The sequence below is a fragment of the Clostridium sp. CM74B_53 genome (assembly GCF_036318045.1).
In the GTDB taxonomy this organism is placed as follows: Bacteria; Bacillota; Clostridia; order Lachnospirales; family Lachnospiraceae; genus Pilosibacter.
In genome coordinates this window covers 36,739-55,745 of sequence record NZ_JAWQDE010000016.1, presented here as the reverse complement: position 1 = coordinate 55,745, position 19,007 = coordinate 36,739, and the positions used below count along the sequence as shown (strand labels likewise).

The 19,007-nt window shown below is 51.3% G+C and carries 16 protein-coding genes, 1 riboswitch and 1 other annotated feature; of the genes, 1 reads left to right on the top strand and 15 read right to left on the bottom strand.

Features of this window, described 5'->3' with window-relative positions:
- Positions 1-362: 362 nt before the first annotated feature.
- Entirely contained in the window at positions 363-2,180 is a 1,818-nt protein-coding gene (glmS, locus tag V2546_RS12655; RefSeq protein ID WP_329752519.1) for a glutamine--fructose-6-phosphate transaminase (isomerizing), read from the top strand.
- A gap of 139 nt (positions 2,181-2,319) precedes the next feature.
- Here the strand turns inward: glmS and V2546_RS12650 are convergent, their stop codons facing one another.
- The 15 genes from V2546_RS12650 to V2546_RS12580 all read right to left on the bottom strand — a co-directional run bounded on the left by V2546_RS12650 (position 2,320) and on the right by V2546_RS12580 (position 18,989).
- Positions 2,320-2,952 (bottom strand): cytidylate kinase-like family protein, encoded by a 633-nt coding sequence (locus V2546_RS12650; RefSeq protein WP_118298039.1) that lies wholly within the window; start codon positions 2,950-2,952, stop codon positions 2,320-2,322.
- Positions 2,953-3,096: 144 nt separating this feature from the next.
- On the bottom strand, positions 3,097-4,008 hold the full coding sequence (locus tag V2546_RS12645; protein WP_118533039.1) for an RluA family pseudouridine synthase: 912 nt from the start codon (positions 4,006-4,008) through the stop codon (positions 3,097-3,099).
- On the bottom strand, positions 4,005-4,520 hold the full coding sequence (gene lspA, locus V2546_RS12640) for a signal peptidase II (RefSeq protein WP_118321062.1): 516 nt from the start codon (positions 4,518-4,520) through the stop codon (positions 4,005-4,007). Before lspA ends, V2546_RS12645 begins: the two co-directional genes overlap by 4 nt.
- Before the next feature lie 9 nt (positions 4,521-4,529).
- A complete protein-coding gene (gene aroB / locus V2546_RS12635; protein ID WP_329752516.1) occupies positions 4,530-5,630 on the bottom strand; it encodes a 3-dehydroquinate synthase in 1,101 nt (366 codons plus the stop codon).
- Positions 5,631-5,642: 12 nt separating this feature from the next.
- Positions 5,643-6,398 carry a YlmH family RNA-binding protein gene (locus V2546_RS12630; RefSeq protein ID WP_118533035.1) on the bottom strand — a complete coding sequence of 252 codons (756 nt, stop codon included), beginning with the start codon at positions 6,396-6,398 and terminating at the stop codon, positions 5,643-5,645.
- Positions 6,399-6,409: 11 nt separating this feature from the next.
- The gene (locus V2546_RS12625; protein WP_118298034.1) at positions 6,410-6,922 is read right to left on the bottom strand and encodes a cell division protein SepF; all 513 of its coding nucleotides are present in this window, start codon (positions 6,920-6,922) and stop codon (positions 6,410-6,412) included.
- A gap of 17 nt (positions 6,923-6,939) precedes the next feature.
- Entirely contained in the window at positions 6,940-7,623 is a 684-nt protein-coding gene (locus V2546_RS12620) for a YggS family pyridoxal phosphate-dependent enzyme (protein WP_118298033.1), read from the bottom strand.
- Positions 7,624-7,634: 11 nt separating this feature from the next.
- Positions 7,635-9,059, bottom strand: coding sequence for a biotin/lipoyl attachment domain-containing protein (locus tag V2546_RS12615; RefSeq protein ID WP_182426508.1), 1,425 nt, complete (start codon positions 9,057-9,059; stop codon positions 7,635-7,637).
- Between the two features lie 143 nt (positions 9,060-9,202).
- The gene (thrS, locus tag V2546_RS12610; RefSeq protein WP_329752512.1) at positions 9,203-11,143 is read right to left on the bottom strand and encodes a threonine--tRNA ligase; all 1,941 of its coding nucleotides are present in this window, start codon (positions 11,141-11,143) and stop codon (positions 9,203-9,205) included.
- Positions 11,144-11,228: 85 nt separating this feature from the next.
- Positions 11,229-11,427 (bottom strand) — a binding site (T-box leader).
- Positions 11,428-11,431: 4 nt separating this feature from the next.
- On the bottom strand, positions 11,432-12,571 hold the full coding sequence (locus tag V2546_RS12605) for an ABC transporter ATP-binding protein (protein WP_329752511.1): 1,140 nt from the start codon (positions 12,569-12,571) through the stop codon (positions 11,432-11,434).
- 70 nt (positions 12,572-12,641) lie between these two features.
- The gene (locus V2546_RS12600) at positions 12,642-13,652 is read right to left on the bottom strand and encodes a FecCD family ABC transporter permease (RefSeq protein ID WP_118533029.1); all 1,011 of its coding nucleotides are present in this window, start codon (positions 13,650-13,652) and stop codon (positions 12,642-12,644) included.
- A 186-nt stretch (positions 13,653-13,838) separates the two neighbouring features.
- Entirely contained in the window at positions 13,839-15,077 is a 1,239-nt protein-coding gene (locus V2546_RS12595) for an ABC transporter substrate-binding protein (RefSeq protein ID WP_486463592.1), read from the bottom strand.
- Between the two features lie 50 nt (positions 15,078-15,127).
- Positions 15,128-16,066: a hypothetical protein gene (locus tag V2546_RS12590; protein ID WP_118533025.1), complete on the bottom strand. Its 939-nt coding sequence runs from the start codon at positions 16,064-16,066 to the stop codon at positions 15,128-15,130.
- A gap of 150 nt (positions 16,067-16,216) precedes the next feature.
- Entirely contained in the window at positions 16,217-17,242 is a 1,026-nt protein-coding gene (locus V2546_RS12585) for a sirohydrochlorin cobaltochelatase (RefSeq protein ID WP_118533023.1), read from the bottom strand.
- Between the two features lie 54 nt (positions 17,243-17,296).
- A riboswitch (cobalamin riboswitch) is annotated at positions 17,297-17,507 on the bottom strand.
- A 231-nt stretch (positions 17,508-17,738) separates the two neighbouring features.
- Positions 17,739-18,989, bottom strand: a complete 1,251-nt coding sequence (locus V2546_RS12580; RefSeq protein ID WP_215702048.1) for a chloride channel protein — start codon at positions 18,987-18,989, stop codon at positions 17,739-17,741.
- Positions 18,990-19,007: the final 18 nt, after the last annotated feature.

Sequence of the window (19,007 nt, the reverse complement as noted above, 5' to 3'; positions counted from 1 at the left end):
CCCATATACTGAACAATATAAGGACATTGTGGCCGCTATGTGATGAAGCTCTTGCTTTTCCGTAGTAGAACGGGACAGTGTCCGGGCAGGTTTCTGCAGCCGCTATGTGAGCCGTTGATCCGGCCGTAGTTAAACGGGCAGAGACCTGCCATTTTTTTGCATATACCGGCGTATCCGTCACGGTCACACTCCTTTCTCAAAGACATTAAAGTCAGTCACCGATTGACTTTCCGGACATTTACTATTATAATCCTAGCAAATTCATTTGAATAAATTTACCGCACACGGGCACACATGATCCGTGCACGGTAACAGGATTCTGCCAATACCGGTTCAACCATCAGGAAATGGAGATGATATATATGTGTGGAATTATCGGATACTGCGGTCCTTTAGATGCGCAGACAGTATTGCTAGACGGCCTTACCCAGCTCGAATACCGTGGTTATGACAGCGCCGGGATCGCCCTGTTTGATGAGAACTCAAAGATCCATTTTATCAAAAAAGTCGGAAAAGTTGCCGCTCTCCGCAAGGTGTGCGAGGAAAATCCGGTCGTGTCCCACTGCGGGATCGGTCATACCCGCTGGGCAACGCACGGCGGCGTCACCAGTGAAAACGCCCATCCGCATGTTGCAGGGAAGGTGACGATGATCCATAACGGCATCATAGAAAACTATCACGCCCTGACGGAAAAATACCACCTGGAAGGAAAACTTCACTCCCAGACGGACACGGAAGTTGCCGCAGCAACCTTAAACGAGATCTACAACGGTGACCCGATCCCGTCGATCCGGAAATTTTTAAACCAGCTGGAAGGCTCCTACGCCTTCTGTATCATGTTTGAAGACCGTCCCGGCGAGATCTATGCGGTGAGAAACGTAAGTCCGCTCGTAGCGGCTTACACGGCTTCAGGCGCCATGATCGCCTCCGACCTGACCGCACTTCTCCCGTACTCAAAGAAATACTTCGTTGTTCCGGAAGGAAAGCTCGTACAGCTCACCGCCTACCACGCTGATCTCTACGAGCTTGACGGCACAAAGACTGAGCCTGAGATCCTGGAGGCATCCTGGAACACGGACGCTGCCATGAAAAACGGGTTCCCTCACTTTATGATGAAGGAGATCCACGAGCAGCCGGAAGTGTTAAAGAAAACGATCCTGCCGCGTCTCACAAAAGGTCTCCCGGATCTCACCGACGAGAAGATCCCGGATGAGCTCTTAAAACGGATCACAAATATCCGCGTCATCGCCTGCGGAACTGCCATGCACGCCGGGATGGTCGCAAGAGCCCTGATCGAGCCACGTCTCAGGATCCCGGTCACAGTGTCCATCGCCTCCGAGTTCCGCTATGAGGAGCCGCTGATCGATGACTCCACGCTCACGATCGTGATCTCCCAGTCCGGCGAGACGATCGATACCCTGGCGGCGCTGCGCCTCGCGAGAGAATGCGGCTCCACCGTGATCTCGGTTGTAAATGTAAAAGGTTCCACGATCGCCCGCGAAAGCGACTATGTGATCTACACGCATGGAGGCCCTGAGATCGCCGTGGCGAGCACGAAAGCCTACACGGTACAGATTGCCGCCCTCTATCTTCTTTTCTGCCGTATGGCGCTTATACGCGGCGTATACACGGAAGAACATGCAGAGCAGTTCATGAGTGACCTCTTAAACTGTGCCACCTCCATGGAGACCATGATCCGGGAGGAAAATACGATCAATGAGATCGTCACCCATATCGTAAACTACCCGGATGTCTTCTTTATCGGCCGCGGAATGGACTACGCATTCTCCCTGGAGGGCGCGTTAAAGCTGAAAGAGATCTCCTACATTCATGCGGAGGCTTACGCAGCCGGTGAGTTGAAGCACGGAACCATCGCTCTGATCACAGACCATGTTCCGGTCATCGCGATCGCGACCCAGAAGCATATTTTCGCAAAGACGATCTCGAATATCCGCGAGGTGAAAGCGCGAGGTGCTTATGTGATCCTCCTCGTCACGGAAGATACCGCTGTCGACGAGGGCATTGCAGATGTGATCATCCGCATTCCAAGGGAAGATGACAAATTCACCGTGTTCCCAATCGCCGTTGTCCTTCAGCTCATCGCCTACTACGCTTCCGTCCAGAAAGGTCTTGATGTGGACCAGCCGAGAAACCTGGCAAAATCCGTGACGGTGGAATAAATAAAACAAGTTTATACAAAAAAACACCGGTTCAGGCAGATACATCCTCGCCCGGACCGGTGGTTTTTTACGCTTTATTCTTCTTTTTTATCCATTCTGATCCTTCTGTACGTTCGCCGGATGGCTTCCGTCAGAACCACTATTTCTTATAAGCGCCCTTGATCTTCGCAAATTCCTGGATCATCTTCACAACTCCGTCATATCCGATCTTGCTGCTGTTCATGCAGAGATCATAGCTCTTGGAATCGCCCCAGCGCTTGCTGGAATAATAGTTATAGTAACTGGAACGCTTTTTATCGGTCTTGATCATGAGATCCTTCGCCTGAGATTCCGTGATCTTATGGCGCTCCATCAAAGTCTTGATCTTCACATCCTCATCGGCGGTGATAAATACCGATACCACATTCGGGTAATCCGCCAGCGCGTAGTCAGCGCAGCGTCCGATAATTACGCAGGATTCTTTATCCGCAAGATTTTTGATCGTATCAAACTGCGCAAGGAAGATCTTATGGTTGATCGGCATATCCATATATGCAGAGTTCGTATATCCAAGGGAATACGTATCCATTACCAGAGAATATAAGAAACTGCTCGTCGGTTTCTCGTCATGGGTCTCAAACAGCTCTTTGCAGAGACCGCTCTCTTTTGCAGCCAGATTCAGGAGCTCTTTGTCATAACATTTTATACCGAGTTTTTCTGCTAACGCCTGCCCGATATGTCTTCCTCCGCTTCCGCATTCTCTTCCGATTGTAATAATAAGGTTATCACTCATATGCCACAGCTCCTTTCTGTCATCAAGCTTTCCGATAGCTATATTATACAAAAATTATAGGCGATATGCAAGAGTTATTCCATAAATTTTCTGAATTTTTGTATCAGTATATGCATAAAGCAGAATAAAAAAAGCCGGGAAAAATTATCCCGGCAATTTTCTTAAAAGCTCCTCAAAATACTCCGGCAGCGGCGCCGAAAACTCCATATATTCCCCAATCCGCGGATGAACGAACCCTAAAATCCCTGCGTGCAGTGTCTGCCCCTGGAGCTTATACGGACATTTTGCCGGGCCATAGACGGCATCCCCCAAGAGCGGATGTCCAATGCTCGCCATGTGGACACGGATCTGGTGCGTTCTCCCCGTTTCCAGGCGGCACTCGATATGGGTGAAATCCTTGAATCTCGCGATCACCCGGTAATGGGTCACCGCGGATTTTCCGTTATTGTAATTGATCGCCATCTTCTTCCGGTCTTTCGGACTTCTTCCGATCGGCGCGTCGATCACGCCCTCATCGTCCTTTAAAACGCCGTGAACGATCGCCTGGTAGCGGCGGGTGATCGAATGTTCTTTCAGCTGTGCTGCGATGGAATTGTGGGCGAGATCATTCTTGCAGGCGATGATGACGCCGGTCGTGTCCATATCGATCCGGTGGACGATCCCCGGGCGCAGAACCCCGTTGATCCCTGAGAGATCTTCCTTACAATGGTACATCAGCGCATTCACCAGAGTCCCTGTGTAATGTCCTGCTGCCGGATGGACCACCATGCCCTTCGGCTTGTTCACCAGGATCACATCGTGATCCTCATATAAGATATCGAGCGGGATATCCTCCGGAACGATCTCTGGCTCCACAGCCTCCGGCACCTCGAAGGAGATCGTATCCCCCTCTGCCGCCTTGTAGCTCGCCTTCACCGGGCGCCCGTTTACCATGACTTCCCCGGATTTTAACAGCTTCTGCAAAAACGAGCGCGACAGATCTTCATACTGTTCCGCAAGGAACTTGTCGATCCGGTCTCCAGCCGTCTCCTCGGTCACAAAACATTCTTCTCTCACTGCTCATTCTCCTTTTTTGATGAGAGGAAGGAAAGCTCATCCTCCTTGTAGAAAAAGCCGATCAGCAGGATCAGAAGTCCGGCCGCGCAGACCACGTAGCAGTCCGCCACGTTAAAAATCGGGAAGTCGATGAGGCTGAAATAGAAGAAATCCACCACGAACCCCCGTACCGCACGGTCGATCAGGTTTCCGACAGCTCCGGAAAGGAGAAGGATCATGGCGATATAAAGAGGCAGGTACCGGCTTCCGGACGGAAGTTTTGCCACAAAGACAAGGACCGCGATCACAACGGCCGCAGCCACCAGGAAGAAAAACCACTGTTTTCCCTGGAGGATCCCGAAAGCCGCTCCCCGGTTTTCCGAGTATAAAAGCTCAAAGACTCCCTTGATCAGCACCAGCGGTCCGTTGACGCGCAGCGTGCTGTAAGCCATACTCTTCGCCCACTGGTCCAGGGCGATGAGCAAGGCAGAACAAACGGCAAGAATGCCGTAGCGTTTTCCGATCGTATTCATAAAACACTCCTATCTGAAAATGGCTGCAAGGGCGCGCTCCATCTCCTCTTTTGTGACGGTCCGGTCGATGTAGGCATGTCCCACACGGTCCAGAAGGATGAACTTGATCACGCCGGCCTCCATCTTTTTATCATTTTTCGTCGCCGCGATCACTTCCTCCGGATCGAGACCGGAAACAGATGTCGGAATGGAGAAATACTCCATCAGTGCCCGGTATGCATTGATCTCATCCTGGTTCACAAGACCGCGCTCCTTACAGATATTCATGGCTGCAAGGGTACCAACCGCAACACAGTGACCGTGGAGCATCGTAAAATTCTTTAATTTCTCGATGGCATGCCCCAGCGTATGACCAAAGTTTAAGGTCGCACGCTCATTCTGCTCGGTCGGATCGATCTCAACGACCTCACGTTTGATAAAATCGCTTCCCTGGATCAGAAGTTTTAATGTATCCGCATCCTTTGCGAGGATTTTTTCTTTGTTGGCCGCGATCCAGTCAAAGTATTCCCGGTCACGGATCAGACCGTGTTTGATGACCTCTCCCATGCCGCCGGAAAACTGGTTGTCCGGAAGTGTGCGAAGAACGGACACGTTCGTGTATACAAGTTTCGGCATATGGAAGGCGCCGACCATATTTTTGTAGGAATCAAAATCAACCCCCGTCTTTCCGCCGATCCCGGAGTCCACCTGGGATAACAGGGTTGTCGGGATCTGGACAAAATCAACGCCGCGGAGATAGGTAGCTGCGACAAAGCCGCAGAGATCGCCCGTAACGCCGCCGCCCAGTGCGACGAGAAGATCTTTCCGGTCATAGTGGTTTAAGATCAGATGTTCGTAAGCTCCCTGGACCGTCTTTAAATTCTTGTTCTCTTCCCCTGCCGGGAACACATAGGAAGTGACCTCGCGGCAGCAGCCGAAGAGGATCCTTGTCACCTCATCGAGATAGATGTCAGCGACATTGGAATCCGCGATGATGCAGATCTTCTTCTTTTCGGTGCCGAGAACGGAGATCTCCTTTGCAAGTGAATCAAACGAGTCCTCCAGGACAATATCATAAATAGTCTTCCCATCCATGTGGACCGGGATCCGGTTTACATGTTCTTTGATCATAAGGATAACCTCCTATTTGTAGCGGTACACCACGACGGATGTACGCCCCTTTTTCGTAAGATTTCCCGGCTCTCCGAACCGGAATTTTCCGATCCCGCGGATTGACAGGATCTCTCCGCCCCGCAGGTTTAACGATACATTTGTGCAGACAGCTCCGTTTACGGAAACCTTCTCACCTTCAATATAGACTGCTGCCTTTGTCCTGGAAAGTCTCGCGCACAGTGCGACGACCGAGTCCAGGCGGACCGAGCTCACCGTTCCGGAAACCTCCTCCGTCTCCGGTTCCGGGAGATCCGAAAAATCCGACGTGATCTCTGTGATAACAGAAGTGTGCCGGATCATCGTGAGGTTCTCCGCAAGGTATCTGCTCATCTTTTCCATGACAAAAGCCCAGGCATTCCCCTCCTGCAGAACAATATCTCCGATCATGGACCGCTCGATGCCGAGATTCATGATCGCACCGAGATAATCCCTGTGTGTCAGCTCCTCCGCAAAACGCCGGTTCGCGGGCGCGATCTTTAAACACACAAACGGCGGAGCGTAGAGTTCCTCCTCGTAGGACGCCAGAAAACATAAAACCTTCCGTTCAGACATCGGAAAGCCGCCGGAAAGTACGAACTTCACCGGCGGCAGCGTAGCCGACATATTCTGGAAGACAGTCTGTTCTGCAAGTGTCAGAAAATCTGTGTGAAGCGGGATATCGCGGGAGTAAGCGTTCTGCGCCAGTTCCTGGATCCGCTTTTTAAAAAGCTGTTCTTCCTTTTCCATATCGATCCTTTTTACAGATGAATGTTGAGTCCGGATACGTCTAAGTTTCCTCCGGAAAGAAGATCCTGGAAGTCACCGGACAGTTCAACGGACTGCGGGGTCGCAATAAAAATGTAATTGGAAATCTTCTGGAGATTTCCGTTCATGGAATAGGTGGATCCGGATGTGAAATCGATGATCCGCTGTGCGGTCTCGGTGTGAATCCCCTCCATGTTAAGGACTACTGCCTTTCCGGCAAGCAGATAATCGCAGATCTCCTTTGCGTCATCCAGGGATGTCGGTTTGATCAGAGAAACCTCCATCCCGTTTCCGCGGCGCATCGGAACGACTTTATTGTTGTTTGTGGCGCGAGGTAAGAATCTCGGTTTCTCCTCCTCATAATCATCCAGATCATCAGCTGCCTGTTTCTTAAAAAGGCTCTTTCGTGCCGGTTTTTCATCCTCATAATCGTCATCTAAGAAGTAATCGTCATCTTCATCGTCGTTCAGACGCATCGTATCCATAATCTTGCCTAAAAAGCTCATATCTAGTTCTCTCCAATCTATCTGGAACCAAAGATTCCGGTCCCTACTCTAATCATGGTTGCACCTTCCTCAACAGCCACCTCGAAGTCGCCGGTCATACCCATGGAAAGCGCAGTCATAGTACCATTATCAATGTTTTTACTTTTGATGTCAACATATAATTGATATAATTCTTTAAAATATTTTCGATTTTCTTCCGCGTCTTCGACGTTTGGAGCGATCGTCATCATCCCCTTTACGCAGACATGCGGGAATGCCTGGATCTCTTTCAGGTTCGGGATCACATCCTCTAAGAACATGCCGAATTTGCTCTCCTCCCTCGCTACGTTGACCTCGAGGAGCACGTTTGCGATCATATCACGCTTCGCCGCTTCCTTCTCGATCTTCTCTGCGAGATGGACGCTGTCACAGGAGTGGATCAGGACCGCCTTATCGATGACCTGTCCGACCTTGTTTGTCTGGAGATGTCCGATCATATGGAATCTCGCATCCTCCGGGATCTGCGGACGTTTTTCCGTGATCTCCTGCACCTTGTTTTCACCGAAATCACGCTCCCCGGCCTCATAAGCTTCCATCAGCATGGAAACCGGCTTCGTCTTGCTGACGGAGATCAGGGTAACTTCCTTCGGGTCTCTTCCCGCACGAAGGCAGGCCGCATTCACGCGTTCTCTCACATTTTTTATATTCTCTGCAATTGACATGATAAAACCTCCTACTGATAGATGATCATTCCGTTTCCGGTCACGGCATTCGCGTCAAGGACAATGTGGTCGTAGACGGACAGACCGTAGTCCGTTCCCTTTTTGATCGTGTAATATTCATCATTCGAAGAAAGAATCTCAATTCTCCGGAATACCGTATAACCGCGGTTGATATTGTAGACACCCTGTACAGACTGGGTCATTCCGATCTGATAGCGCTCCCCGGAATCATCCTTCGTGAGGAAGTCCCCGGCTTTCAGCTCGCTGTTTTCCCCGGCGTCCACGTAATAATATTCGTCATCCGCATAGTAGATCGTACACGGAGTGACAACTCCCACCGTCTTTCCGTCCGCATATGTCTCTTTCCGGAAACCGCTCTGAGAGACTGTCGAGGTGTCGGAAGAGTCTTTCTTCCCGCTCACATAGTAGTCTTTCGGGATCACATAGAACGTCACATCGGTCACGGAACTTCTCGGGATCTTGAGTCCGCGCACTTCATCCGTCACGATCTCAAAGTCCACATAGCGGTCCGATACAAACTGCTCCATATATTTGGAAAAATCGAGTTTTCCGTATGTTTTTCCGTCTCCCCCAGTCACGGTGGAGAATGCCCCCGAAGTCTCCAGGTCACGCCCTGTAAACTTTACTGTCAGGGATGTCTTCCCATTATAAGTGGTAAGATCTTCATCGGAAAGTGGAAATACGATCGACCAGTCCTCGGAGGTAATGATCTTATAAGCCGGAGCCCCCGTCTCCACGAGCTGCCCGGAACGGATCCCGGATTTTTTATAGCTGCTCTTGTCAAACATCTCAGCAGTCACCTGGTTTGGTGTCAGAGTCTCCATCGAATCAATGGAGTACGAAACAACACCGGCCACATCGGACCGCACCTGGGTAAAATTCCCGCCGAGTTCTGAGATCGCGCTGTCCAGATTTTTCAGTGTATCCACGCTGACATACTCCAGGACTTCTGAATCCAGAGTATTCTTTGTATCATAGACTTCGCGGAAATCCTCGTTGGTGAATGTCTGGCTGAAGCTCGACAGCTGTTTTTTTAAAGAAGCAAGATTCTCCTTTGAGAGCGCGACCGATCCGTCTGTTTTCTCCGCGAGCAGAGCCGAAAGTGTTCCGGTCTCATCGATCGAGTAGACTCTTGTGCCAACGGCTGCTCTCTTTCCCTCACGCATATAGAAGTTGATGTTTCCGGCACGGTCCGTATATTTCGGCTCCTCCGTCCGGAGAATGATCCCGGTGTGCCTCGTATCATTTACGATACTTCCTTCCACAACTTCATAAAACTCCACCTTGTCCCTGCGAAGGTAGGTATAGAGATAAAACGCCATATATAAGAAAATGAGGGCAAAAATGATCATGCCCACATTGATATTCAGGGGCCGGCGATAACGAACGACTTTCCTGTTCTTTTTCTTCGCCAATTGATAAAACCTCCCAACGGTCATATTCCGCTTTATGATACCATCATTCAGAAAAAAGTTCAAGCGGACAGACAAAAAAGCAGAAAAAAGCCGGTCCACGGAAAATTCCGAAGACCGGCCTGCAATTTATCTCTGGATCGAGATTATTTCTCTTCTTCTTTCTTTACTTCAACCGGACGGTTGATGCGTGCTGTGATCTCAGCCTTGATATTTGCGATAAATACATTCAGATCCTCTGCACCCTCATCGCCTTTGAAGCGGCTTCTTACGGATACGGTTCCGTCTGCCTGCTCTTTCTGTCCGACAACTAACATGTACGGGATCTTCTGACCCTGTGCCTCACGGATCTTGTATCCGATCTTCTCGGAACGGAGATCGATCTCGGAGCGGATATCCGCTGCGTCAAGAGCTGCCTTGACGGATTTTGCGTACTCCTCGTATTTCTCGGAGATCGGAAGAACCTTGACCTGAACAGGTGCAAGCCATGTCGGGAATGCGCCTGCAAAGTGCTCGATCAGGATACCGATGAAACGCTCGATGGAACCGAAGCATACACGGTGGATCATGATCGGTCTGTGCTTCTCACCGTCAGCTCCGATGTACTCAAGTTCGAAACGCTGCGGAAGCTGGAAGTCAAGCTGGATCGTACCGCACTGCCATGTTCTGCCGATCGCGTCTACCAGATGGAAGTCGATCTTCGGGCCATAGAATGCGCCGTCGCCTTCGTTGATCACATAGTCGAGTCCAAGGTCATCAAGCGCACCCTGTAAGGAGCTTGTTGCAAGCTCCCAGTCCTCGTCGCTTCCCATGGAGTCTTCCGGTCTTGTGGAGAGCTCTACATGGTACTTGAATCCGAACAGGGAATATACCTGATTGATGAGGCCTGCTACGTTCTTGATCTCGTCGCGGATTTGCTCCGGAGTCATGAAGATATGGGCATCATCCTGTGTGAAGCAGCGTACACGCATAAGACCGTGAAGCTGACCGGATTTCTCATGACGGTGAACGATACCAAGCTCGCCCATACGGAGCGGAAGGTCACGGTAGGAACGCGGCTCGGAAGCATAAACAAGAACGCCGCCCGGGCAGTTCATCGGTTTGATCGCGTAATCTTCGCCGTCGATCACAGTTGTATACATGTTGTTCTTATAGTGATCCCAGTGACCGGATGTCTCCCAGAGGCTTCTGTTTAAGATGATCGGTGTGGAGATCTCTACATAACCTGCTTTTTTATGGATCTCGCGCCAGTAATCAAGCAGTGTATTCTTTAAGATCATTCCCTTCGGAAGGAAGAACGGGAATCCAGGACCTGCATCGCTCATCATGAAGAGGCCGAGCTCTTTGCCGAGCTTTCTGTGGTCACGCTTCTTCGCCTCTTCCATCATGGTAACGTAAGCTTCCAGGTCTTCTTTCTTTGCGAAAGCTGTCGCATAGATACGTGTGAGCATCTTGTTCTTTTCGCTTCCGCGCCAGTAAGCACCGGCGATGTTCATGAGCTTGAATGCCTTGCCGACTTCCTTTGTGTTCATGAGGTGCGGGCCTGCACAGAGGTCTGTGAACTCGCCCTGTTTGTAGAAGCTGATGATCGCATCTTCCGGAAGATCCTCGATGAGCTCTACTTTGTACGGCTCATTCTTTTCTTTCATGAATTCGATCGCCTGCGCTCTCGGAAGCTCGAAGCGCTCTAACGGAAGAGCTTCTTTGATGATCTTCTTCATCTCAGCTTCGATCTTTGCGAGGTCATCGGATGTTACCGGCTCATCGCGGTCGATATCGTAGTAGAAGCCGTCAGCGATGGACGGACCGATCGCAAGCTTTGTCTCCGGCCAGAGTCTCTTGATCGCCTGAGCCATCACATGGCTTGCTGTGTGGCGGAGTGCTGCAAGACCTTCCGGATCCTTTGCTGTGAAGATATTTAATGTGCAGTCCTTGTCAACGATCGTGCGCAGATCCTTTACTTCTCCGTCGATCTCTGCGACACAGGCCATTCTTGCAAGGCCATCGCTGATATCTTTTGCGATGTCGATGACAGCCATCGGCTGTGCGTACTCTTTAAAAGAGCCATCTTTTAATGTTACTTTCATGGTCATTCTCCTCTTTCTTGTGGAAAAATTTTATGCTGTTTTCCGTTTCGCGAAAAAAAGTCCCTTGACTGTACACGAAATACAGTCAAGGGACGAGATTACCCGTGGTTCCACCCTGCTTGTATAGAAAATCTATACCACTTCATTTGATGATAACGGAATCACCGTTCCCGATTAAGGGACACTCCAGGGCGGTCTTCGGTTCGTTCCGTGCAGGATATTCTCACCAAACATATCCCTCTCTGAGCATTTTCCGAACGTACTCTTCCTGTCAACGTGTTATTTTTTTCACTTGTAAATCAGTATATCACCGGAATCAGATTTGTCAAGATTTATTTGCTGTAATTTTCCGAGTTCCTTCGCAGACCGCCAAAGCTCGCGGTTCCTGCTGTTCATGGTCCCGAAGACTGTGAGCGGGCAGAGAACGGCTTCGCAGGAATCCAGAAGTTTTTCTGCCTGAAGATACGCCTGCTCTCCCACCGGCTCAAACGGGATCTCGGAGACCACCTCTGCCGCCAGCGCCATCGCCGTCTGGTACTCCACATCATTTTCATGGATGACCCCGGCTGCAAACGCGATCCCGGCTCTGTTTAAGGCGTGGTATACAGGGATCCCGCTCCCCATCCCGCCGATGACAAACACCTTCGGAGTTCCGTCTGTCCGCGGAAGCTCCGGAAATCCAAGCGAAGTCAGATAGCTCCCGTGCCGGATCCCGTAGAGGTTCGCGATATACTCCTTTTCAAACACTTCCTCCGGGGTTCCTGCTCTTCCGATCGTCCCGTGTTCCGCACAGAGCACGTAATCGGAGATCCGCTCCGCAAGGTCCAGCTCGTGGAGCGACATGAGGATTGCCATATTTCTTTCGTGAACCAGCCGTTTCAAAATATCAAGGAGCTCGAGTTTATGCCGGATATCAAGAAAGGAGGTCGGCTCATCGAGGACCAGGAGTTCCGGTTCCTGGCAGATGGCGCGAGCCAGAAGAACGCGCTGCTTCTGTCCATCACTCGTGTTCCGGAACAGGATGTCCGCAAGGTCTTCGCACTGCACCATGGAAAGGGCGTCCCGGACTTTTTTCTTATCTTCCCCGGACAGGATCCCGAACCGGCCGGTATACGGATACCGCCCGGCAGCGGCCACATCAAAACACGTCATAAGCTCCGGATCCGGCCGCCCGGTCATGACCACGGCAGTCTTTTTCGCAAACTCATGGTCGGAATATTCCCCGATCCCCCTGCCGTCCAGATAAACACTCCCGCCCAGAGGAGAAAGCTCACGGATGATGCTCTTTAAGATCGTGGACTTTCCGGCCCCGTTCGGTCCGATCAGCGTGACGATGGAGCCGCGGCGGATGTTCATGGAAATATCGGAAATGATCGGTTTTCCGCGGTATCCGACGGTCAGACAGTCGGCTGTCAGGTAGGTCTTCATACGTTCTCCTTTCATGCTGCTCACAGGCTGATAAGCTGTGGTCTACAAGCTGCTCCATACTTTCCCGGTATCAGCGCTTTGCTCTCTTTATCATCATCACGATCACCACCGGTGCTCCGAACACTGCGGTCACGGAACTGATGGAGAGCTCCGTAGGCGCGAATAATGTCCTCGCCAGCAGATCGCTGAACAGGCAGAAAACAGCCCCGCCGAGGAAACATCCCGGGATCACAACGATCGGCTTCGCGGTCTTAAAAAGCTGCCGGATCACATGGGGCACCGCGATCCCGACGAACGAGACCGGACCGGCAAACGCAGTCACTGTGGCTGAGAGGATGCTGGACAAAAGGATCAGTTCGATCCGGAACCGTCTGATATTGACTCCCATGTTTCTCGCGTAGACTTCTCCCAGCTGGTAAGCTCCCATGGCTTTTGAGAGCAGCATGGAACCAAGAAACGCCGCTGTGACTACAAGGGAGCTGATCTTCACCCCATCCATCGAGATCCCGGAAAAGCTTCCCATGGACCAGTTGTGGAGATTTACGATATTCGAATCATCCGCGAACGTCACGATAAAATCCGTGGCCGCAGAACAGATATAGCCGATCATAATGCCGCTGACCACCAACATGGACATCTGAGGGATCTTTTTTGAGACCGTCAGGACAAAGCCCATGGACACCATGGCGCCGAGAAATGCCGCAAGGATCATGGTCCAGGAATTCATGATCAGTCCCTGTCCGAGGAACACGACCATAAAGACCGATACGACAAGCTTTGCTCCGGACGAGATCCCGAGGACAAAAGGTCCTGCGATCGGATTTGAGAAAAATGTCTGTAAGAGAAAACCGGATACGGAGAGTGCTCCGCCGAGGGTCAGGGCAGCGAGCATTCTCGGAAGCCGGATATCAAAGAGGATATGCCGGACCATATCGGTCCCCTCTTTCGCAGTCAGGGCCGCGAGGAGATCTGCTGCCGATACCCGCACGCTGCCGACCGCCAGGCTCAAAAAGCCGAGTCCTCCGAGCAGAACGATCAGGAGCAGATAGGCGCGGATGATCCGCTTTGTCTGAACTTCCATAGCTTCCATGTCTCCTTTCATCGACCGCGGTTTTTAAGCTGTTTTGTAACTATTCAATAGGCCAGCGCACTTGCTGCGCTGACCGTAATAAAACACAGGCTTGAAGGCAAAAATCCCATCAGCGAAGCCGATTTGGAATGGATTTTTGCTCGTAACTGTGAGGGTACTGAACAGTTACGTTGTTTTTTATTTCAGCTGGTGCAGATACGTGAACGCATACTCCCGGTTTCCGGAGAACACTGCATTCATGTCCCGGATCATGTCCCCGAGCCCCATGGTCTCCTGGAACATGTTTTTCCCGGTACACCAGACATTGCCCTCTTTCACCGCCTTGAAATCCGCAAAGAGCTGATTTTTTGCACACAGTTCGTCGATCGTGGTAAGTTCCCCGTCGATCGTGCTGTTGTAGATCAGGACATCCGCGTCTTTTGCGACGGCATAGAAAGACTCAAAATCCATGTTCATCGTGGAAAGCGCATTCTCACCGGTCCCGGCATTTTCCGGCACATACGTTCCTCCGGCGATATCGATCATCTTCGCGATATAATCCCCGTTCTTCCGGACATTGACGCTTCCGGAATTTGTCACATAGAAAAATGCAGCTGTCTTTCCGGACGGTTTCATGGCGAGGACATCCGACAGAGCATTCATATTTTCCTGAAAGATCTGATCGGCCTCCTCCTCTTTTCCCGTCAGAAGACCATAGAGGCGGATCCACTCCATTCTCCCGAGCGGATGACTCTCATAGCTGGACCGCTCCACGAGGACCGGGATCCCGAGGCGTTCCAGCTGTTCCTTGACCTCCGGGGTATGGTAGATCATCGTGGATTCCACTGCAAGCTCACAGGAGCTGCTTACGATCGTTTCGTAATCCGGTGCGCTGTACTTTCCTGCATAGGCAATCTTTCCCTCTTCCATCGCAGTTTTCGCCTCCGGAAGGTACCATCCGGTCTCCTTTGTCCCGGAAAGTGCAATGGAATCCAGGGCATCCAGGCGGATAAAATCATCCATGGCGGAGGTCGCCACAAGATAGATATTTTTTACCGGTTTATGAAGGACCGTGATCGAAGCCGGAAGTCCGTCAGGCGCGGACACACCTTCCGGCAGCAGGAGAAACTGATCCGCATCCCCGATGGTGATGAGGGCGATGCCGTCCTCATAATAGTCTGCTGAAAACTGGTCGGCGTAGAGAAGATCCATGGAGCCTGTCGGGGACATCTCCTCCCAGTTAAGAACCGGCAGATCTTTGTTTTGCTGAGCCTGAAGATTTTCCTCACTGCCATCCACGGAAGCGGTCGTGTGGTTTTCCCCTGTAGACGGCGCGGCCGTCCCGGGTTCCGTTTTTTTTGAACAGCCGGAGCAGGCAAACGCAGCAGTCATGAGGATTGCCGCAGCCAGAACAGATCTAAAAAGTGTATAACGCACCCGCGTCCTTCTTTTCTGCTTCCTGGGATCAATTTGTCTTCTTTCCATATTTACTGTTTCTGCTCCGCCAGGGTACTGGAATCAAAGGTCAGCGTATACTCGATCTCATGAGGCGTGCTCATGGCAGTTGTATCCGCAAAGATCGTAAGCGGGCTGTCAAATCCAGCTACCGGGATCACAAATGTGGAGTTTCCCTCTGTATTGACCGGGAGGAATTTCTCTTCCTCTACCCGCACATAGTCATAATTGGAGCTGCTCCAGATGATCGTCGCCTCCGCTTTTCCGTCTTTGATCTCGATCACAGCCGGAGATTCCACGGATGCACGTCCGGATCCGCCGCTCAGGGAGACTTCCGCGGTGTAAGTTCCATCCGCAAGGGAGAGATCCTGGACGGTTTTTAAGGAAGAATTGAGAAGCGCGTCTGCCGGGATCCCGGATGCCTCAAAGACAAGCTCCCTGTCATACCATTTCTCTTTTTTCTTGCTGAATGCAGCGCACGGAAGCACCTCATTTAAGGCCTTGACCGGAACAGTAAAGCTGTGTGTTCCGTCAGAATTCTCCTCGAAAGGAATCCGGTCTGTCTCCGCGGTCTTTGCAGCCTCCTCTCCGGTTCCCATATAGACATACAGGTATCCGGTCCCGCCCATCGTCATTTTCGCGGTCATGGCGCCGTCTTTGACTGTCAGCGTACAGGATGTGATCTTAAACATGGAAGAGCTGGACTCCACGGAAATCTCGTAGGTTCCCTCTTTCAGATCCTCTGCAGATACCGGGACGAGTCCCGTCGTGTCAAGTGTCTGTTCTGCGGCAGTCTCCTCGCCGGAAGCAACGGCTGCCTTTGTCTCATCGGCCGAAGCAGTTTCCGCTGTTGTTTCCGCCGTGGTCTCTGCAGAAGCAGCTGTCGTTTCTGTCGACCCGGACTGTCCGCAGGCTGTGGACAGAGCGCAGACAACTGCGAGTGCTAATGAAAATTGTTTTAATTTACGCATAAAGTTTTCTCTCCTTTTGTAACCGGAAATCATCGGGGCATCCTGGACGGTTTCCTGAAGTTCCTTTCGCAGGCTGGAGTTTCCCGCAAGTGCACCTCCCGGTTATATAAAAAGGCGGCCGAATCCTCGACCGCCCATATCTAAACATTCTTATTTTGCGAGACTGTTCACTGCAGCCTGGGCATGCTGTACGAAGAGCTGCTGGATCGGCTCAAGCTCACCAAGACCTCTTACAAGGCAGGTTACCTCATAGCCTGCAGCCTCAAACTGGCTCTTCCAGGAGTCATCGTCGTCACCGGCCATATCGTTGTTTGCGTGGTCACCGGCTACGATCATAAGCGGCTCAAGAACAACTTTCTTGTAGGAACCTTCCTTTACCTGATTGATGACATCTTCACAGGACGGAGTTGCCTCAACGGTACCTACATAGTAGTTGTCAAAGCCCTCTTCCTTTAACATATCCTGCATTTTCTGGTAAACGGCGTTGGAATCAGCCTCTGTGCCGTGACCCATGAAGCAGATCGCGGTCTCACCGTCATCGTACTCTTTTGTTGCGTCTGTGATCGCGGAGATCACTGCCTTGAAGTCATCATCAGAAGTTAAGAGCGGCTCACCGACAGCAACCTGCTCGAAAGCGTCGGAATTATCAGCTAACTCGTTTACAAGATCTGTGTACTCAAGACCGTTCATAAGGTGGGTCGGCTGTACAACGAGAGTCTTGACACCGTTGTCAACAGCGCGGTTTAAAGCCTCTGTCACGTTATCGATCGAAACATTGTCTCTCTTTTTTACATGGTCAATGATGATCTGGCTTGTGAAACCTCTTCTTACGGAGTAATCCGGGAATGCATTTTCGATCGCATTCTCGATCGCGCCGACTGTCAGTCTTCTGCTGTCATTGTAGCTTGTACCAAAGCTCACAACAAGAAGTTCTTTCTCGCCGATCTCATCCTGATTTCTTGTGTTATCCATGGAAGCGTCTCCTGTATTGTAGTTTTCCTCGTCCTCTTCTGCAGCTGCTGTCTCTGCGGCTGTAGTCTCCTCAGCTGTTGTCTCTGCAACGGTTGTGGTCTCCGCAGCTGTTGTCGCTGCTGTCTGGCTTCCGGAGCATCCGGAAAGGATCGCCATGGATACGGCTGCCGCTGTCATAACGGCGTAGATGTTTGCTTTTCTCATTTACTCTTCTCCTCGCTTGAAAAATGATTTTTTAAGGTCCCCGGCTGGTTTTCCCCTCCAAACGGACATCCGGCAGGTTTCCTGGCTCATCCATCATCATGCATGAAACGCCTTCCCGGCAGGTTTCGCCAGTGACTGTCCGCATAACGCGGACAATATTCATGCACTCCGGATCTACAGTGACGGGCTCGCACAGGCGTCTGACCTGTTTCCCTTTTAACTCTCAGAGATCGCCGTTTGGGATATCGTACAACCATCCTCCGGCGGTCTGTGACAGCACCGCATGTAAATAGACCTGTGTCGTTTATCATAACACCTTGGCAGTAAAAAAGCAACCGGATATCCCGACAATATTCACATCCGGTACCGATCAATGGGTACCCTGCGGGATTTCCGATCTGAAAATCCCCGGTCATCGGGTTCTGCAAATATTTTCCGAAATATCCGATTGCTTTTGATCATTTTTTCTAACTGAATGCCCGGAACCGTACCTTGATCAGTGGGCTTTCCGGTTGATGAACTCGGTCTTTGTCTTTGAATATGTGAACTTCTGGCTGCTGTAAAGCCCGTAATATCCCGACAGTGTGAAGCTGATGGCAACGGCAACCGCAAAATACGGCATCGCCTCAAAGCCGAAGAGCTCGAAGCCGAGGAACATGGTCGCGATCGGGCAGTTTGTGACGCCGACGAAGGTGGCGAGCATGCCTGCTGCCGCACACAGGGACGGTTCAAAGCCTGTGAGCAGTCCGAACGTGCACCCGAATGTGGATCCCACTGCCAGTGTGGGAACGATCTCTCCGCCCTTAAAGCCGCCGCCGAGGGCCACCGCCGTGAAGACCATCTTGAAGAAGAACGCCAGGTATCCGGCATCTCCTTCCACCGCCTGTTCCACAAGATTAAATCCGGCTCCGCAGTAATCCCTGCCGAACACCAGCGCGAGTCCGATGGAAAGGACTGCTGCCACAAGAATGCGCAGATAAACGTTGTCGATCTTTTTCTTGTAGAGATGCTGGGTCTCATGGAGCAGGATGCAGAAGCAGACGCTTAAAAGCGCACAGGCCAGTCCGAGTCCGACGGTGTAGAGCGCCGGTACAAGGGAAAATTCCGGAACATGGAGGATCTGGAACGCTTCCCCGTGAAGTCCGAGCGCACCGGAAATCTGGGCACCGATGAAGGAGGCAAAGACGCACGGCACGAGAGCCGCGTAATAAGCGACACCGATGCTGATGACCTCGATTCCGAACATGGCGGCAGCCAGAGGCGTCCCGAAGATCGCCCCGAAACAGCCACTCATGCCGCTCATGATCATGACTTTTTTGTCTCTCTCATCCATATGGAAGAGATCCCCGAGATAATTTCCGATGCAGCCGCCGATCTGTAAGGCAGCTCCCTCTTTGCCGGCAGACGCGCCGACCGCCTGGCTTAAGATCGTAGAGACAAAGATACACGGCAGGGTCGTCATATGGATCTTCTCGTTGGATGAGATCGACTCCAGGATCAGGTTCGTCCCGCGGTTTCCGATCTCGTGGAACATCTGGTGAAGAAGGACGATCAGAACACCTGCCACGGGCATGAGATACAGCATAAAGCTGTAAGTTTTAAACAGCCGCTGAGCGTAGATGACCCCGTATCCGAAAACGGTCCCGATGAGACCGCAGACGGTTCCCATTACAATAGAGATCGCGGTCCAGCGGAGAAAATACAGGATATTCTTGCTGAGAGCAGTATGAGTTTCGCTTCTGTACATACATTTTCCCCTTATTCA